Source organism: Proteiniborus sp. DW1 (genome assembly GCF_900095305.1).
Taxonomy (GTDB): domain Bacteria; phylum Bacillota; class Clostridia; order Tissierellales; family Proteiniboraceae; genus Proteiniborus.
In genome coordinates, this window is the sequence record NZ_FMDO01000061.1 from 1 (window position 1) to 4,762 (window position 4,762).

Here is a 4,762-nt window from a genome sequence, read left to right on the forward strand (position 1 = left end):
TTGGTCTTTGAAAATTGAACAGTGAGAAGAAAACACAAACATCCAAAATGTAAATTTTGAGATGCGCTTAAAATAAAGTCAACGTCATTTACGAGTGACAGGAGACAAAGAACTTTTTTATGAGAGTTTGATCCTGGCTCAGGATGAACGCTGGCGGCGTGCTTAACACATGCAAGTCGAACGAACTGCTTTAAAGGAAGTCTTCGGATGGAATTTAAAGTAGTTAGTGGCGGACGGGTGAGTAACGCGTGGGAAACCTGCCCTATACAGGGGGATAGCCTCGGGAAACCGGGATTAATACCCCATAAAACTCTAGTATCGCATGATACATGAGTCAAAGATTTATCGGTATAGGATGGTCCCGCGTCTGATTAGCTAGTTGGTGAGGTAACGGCTCACCAAGGCGACGATCAGTAGCCGGCCTGAGAGGGTGAACGGCCACACTGGAACTGAGACACGGTCCAGACTCCTACGGGAGGCAGCAGTGGGGAATATTGCACAATGGGGGAAACCCTGATGCAGCGACGCCGCGTGAGCGAAGAAGGCCTTCGGGTCGTAAAGCTCTGTCCTAAGGGAAGAAGAGGACGGTACCTTAGGAGGAAGCCCCGGCTAACTACGTGCCAGCAGCCGCGGTAATACGTAGGGGGCGAGCGTTATCCGGAATTACTGGGCGTAAAGGGTGCGTAGGCGGCCTTTTAAGTCAGATGTGAAAGGCTACGGCTTAACCGTAGTTAGCATTTGAAACTAAGAGGCTTGAGTGCAGGAGAGGAGAGTGGAATTCCTAGTGTAGCGGTGAAATGCGTAGATATTAGGAGGAACACCAGTGGCGAAGGCGACTCTCTGGACTGCAACTGACGCTGAGGCACGAAAGCGTGGGTAGCGAACAGGATTAGATACCCTGGTAGTCCACGCCGTAAACGATGAGTGCTAGGTGTTGGTGGGGACACCCATCAGTGCCGCAGCTAACGCATTAAGCACTCCGCCTGGGGAGTACGGTCGCAAGACTGAAACTCAAAGGAATTGACGGGGACCCGCACAAGCAGCGGAGCATGTGGTTTAATTCGACGCAACGCGAAGAACCTTACCAGGGCTTGACATCCCTTTGACCGGATTAGAGATAGTCCTTTCTCTTCGGAGACAGAGGAGACAGGTGGTGCATGGTTGTCGTCAGCTCGTGTCGTGAGATGTTGGGTTAAGTCCCGCAACGAGCGCAACCCTTGCCTTTAGTTGCCATCAGGTAAAGCTGGGCACTCTAGAGGGACTGCCGGTGACAAACCGGAGGAAGGTGGGGATGACGTCAAATCATCATGCCCCTTATGTCCTGGGCTACACACGTGCTACAATGGTCGGTACAACGGGAAGCGAGACTGCGAAGTTTAGCCAATCCCAATAAGCCGATCCCAGTTCGGATTGTAGGCTGCAACTCGCCTACATGAAGTCGGAGTTGCTAGTAATCGCGAATCAGCACGTCGCGGTGAATGCGTTCCCGGGTCTTGTACACACCGCCCGTCACACCATGAGAGTCGGTAACACCCGAAGCCAGTGAGCTAACCTTTGGAGGCAGCTGTCGAAGGTGGGATCGATGATTGGGGTGAAGTCGTAACAAGGTAGCCGTATCGGAAGGTGCGGCTGGATCACCTCCTTTCTAAGGAGAACAACTTCTCACTGTTCAGTTTTGAGAGATCAACTCTCAAAGGGTATTTAGAAACAAAAGTAACTAAATACCGAATGTACCTTGAAAACTACACAGCGTAACAAAAGGTTTTAAAATCAAAATGATTATAAAACTACAATTATAACTGGTCAAGATACTAAGAGCATAGGGTGAATGCCTTGGCACTAGGAGCCGAAGAAGGACGGGATAAGCACCGAAATGCTACGGGGAGCCGCAAGTAGGCTACGATCCGTAGATATCCGAATGGGGGAACCCACCTAAGGAGAACCTTAGGTATCATCTACTGAATCCATAGGTAGATAGAAGGCAGACCAGGGGAACTGAAACATCTAAGTACCCTGAGGAAGAGAAAGAAACATCGATTCCCTAAGTAGCGGCGAGCGAACGGGGAAGAGCCCAAACCGGTGAAGGTAACTTTACCGGGGTTGCGGACCGGCAAAACGGTAGGCAGGTTTTGTAGTAGAAGAGGTCTGGAAAGGCCCACCACAGACGGTGACAGTCCAGTATACGAAACGAAACCACCACCAGCCGAGATCCAGAGTACCACGAGACACGTGAAACCTTGTGGGAAGCAGGGGGGACCACCCCCCAAGGCTAAATACTACCTAGTGACCGATAGAGAATAGTACCGTGAGGGAAAGGTGAAAAGAACCCCGGGAGGGGAGTGAAAAAGAACCTGAAACCCTATGTTTACAAGCAGTGGAAGTTCTATACATGAACGACCGCGTACTTTTTGTAGAACGGGCCAACGAGTTACGATATGCAGCAAGGTTAAGTACTTAAGGTACGGAGCCGCAGGGAAACCGAGTCTTAATAGGGCGGATAAGTTGCATGTCGTAGACCCGAAACCGGGTGACCTACCCATGGGCAGGTTGAAGTTGAGGTAAAGCTCAATGGAGGACCGAACCGTTTAGCGTTTAAAAGCTATCGGATGACCTGTGGGTAGCGGTGAAATTCCAATCGAACTCGGATATAGCTGGTTCTCCTCGAAATAGCTTTAGGGCTAGCCTCAAGGGAAGTGACGTGGAGGTAGAGCACTGACTGGTCTAGGGGCGCTTATGCGTTACCAAAACCTATCAAACTCCGAATGCCACAGTCATATACTTGGGAGTCAGACTATGGGAGATAAGTTTCATAGTCGAAAGGGAAACAGCCCAGACCACCATCTAAGGTCCCAAAGTGCAAGTTAAGTGGGAAAGGATGTAAGACTACACAGACAACCAGGATGTTGGCTTAGAAGCAGCCATACATTCAAAGAGTGCGTAATAGCTCACTGGTCGAGTGGTCTTGCGCCGAAGATTACCGGGGCTCAAACTTGTCACCGAAGATGTGGGATACGTTAAGTATCGGTAGAGGAGCATTGTATACGGGCAGAAGCTATACCGAAAGGAGTAGTGGACTGTATACAAGAGAGAATGTTGGCATGAGTAGCGAGAGGTGAGTGAGAATCTCACCCATCGAAAGCCTAAGGTTTCCTGAGGAAGGCTCGTCCACTCAGGGTTAGTCGGGACCTAAGCCCAGGCCAAACGGCGTAGGCGATGGACAACAGGTTGAAATTCCTGTACTACCAAGAGGCGTTTGAGAAAAGGAGTGACGCAGGAGGATAGGTTAAGCACACCGTTGGTTGAGTGTGCCCAAGCCGGTAGGAAGTGTCTATAGGCAAATCCGTAGACACAATTCCGAGAAGTGATGGGGAGCGAAATTAAAGTAGCGAACTAACTGATTCCACACTGCCAAGAAAAGCTTCTATCGAGCCAAATGGTACCCGTACCGCAAACCGACACAGGTAGGCGAGGAGAGAATCCTAAGATGAGCGGAAGAACTCTTGTTAAGGAACTCGGCAAATTAACCCCGTAACTTCGGGAGAAGGGGTGCCAAGGGAGGTGAAGTGCTAGCCACGTAAGCCTTCTTTGGCCGCAGTGAATAGGCCCAGGCGACTGTTTACCAAAAACACAGGTCTCTGCTAAATCGAAAGATGAAGTATAGGGGCTGACACCTGCCCGGTGCTGGAAGGTTAAGGGGAATGCTTAGCGAAAGCGAAGGTATGAACTTAAGCCCCAGTAAACGGCGGCCGTAACTATAACGGTCCTAAGGTAGCGAAATTCCTTGTCGGGTAAGTTCCGACCCGCACGAAAGGTGTAACGATCTGGGCACTGTCTCAACAAGAGATCCGGTGAAATTGTAGTACTCGTGAAGATGCGAGTTACCCGCGACTAGACGGAAAGACCCCGTGGAGCTTTACTGCAAGCTGACATTGGATTTTGGTATCATATGTACAGAATAGGTGGGAGACTGAGAAGTCAGGGCGCCAGCCTTGGCGGAGTCACCGTTGGGATACCACCCTTATGATACTGAAGTTCTAACCATAGACCATGAAACTGGTTTTGGGACACTGTCAGTTGGGCAGTTTGACTGGGGCGGTCGCCTCCTAAAAAGTAACGGAGGCGCTCAAAGGTTCCCTCAGCACGGTCGGAAATCGTGCGAAGAGTGTAAAGGCAGAAGGGAGCTTGACTGCGAGACCAACAAGTCGAGCAGGAACGAAAGTTGGACTTAGTGATCCGGTGGCACCGAGTGGAAGGGCCATCGCTCAACGGATAAAAGCTACCCCGGGGATAACAGGCTTATCTCCCCCAAGAGTCCACATCGACGGGGAGGTTTGGCACCTCGATGTCGGCTCGTCTCATCCTGGAGCTGAAGTAGGTTCCAAGGGTTGGGCTGTTCGCCCATTAAAGAGGCACGCGAGCTGGGTTCAGAACGTCGTGAGACAGTTCGGTCCCTATCTGTCGTGGGCGTAGGAAATTTGAGAGGAGCTGTTCCTAGTACGAGAGGACCGGAATGGACAGACCACTGGTGTATCAGTTGTCCTGCCAAGGGCATGGCTGAGTAGCCAAGTCTGGAAGGGATAAGCGCTGAAGGCATCTAAGCGCGAAGCCCCCCTCAAGATGAGATTTCCCATCTGGTTAACAGAGTAAGACCCCAGAAAGACTAACTGGTTGATAGGTCGTAGGTGTAAGAGCAGCAATGCTTTAAGCTAAACGATACTAATAGGTCGAGGGCTTGACCAGAATATGTACGCTGTGTAGTTTT

2 rRNA genes are annotated in these 4,762 nt (G+C 50.6%); both read left to right on the plus strand.

The features are described 5' to 3' along the window. Window positions 1–115: 115 nt before the first annotated feature. A 16S ribosomal RNA gene (locus DW1_RS14660) occupies window positions 116–1,645 on the plus strand. A gap of 156 nt (window positions 1,646–1,801) precedes the next feature. Continuing rightward, window positions 1,802–4,740 (plus strand): 23S ribosomal RNA (locus DW1_RS14665). The 16S and 23S rRNA genes sit together here, the layout of an rRNA operon. The last annotated feature ends 22 nt before the right edge of the window (window positions 4,741–4,762 follow it).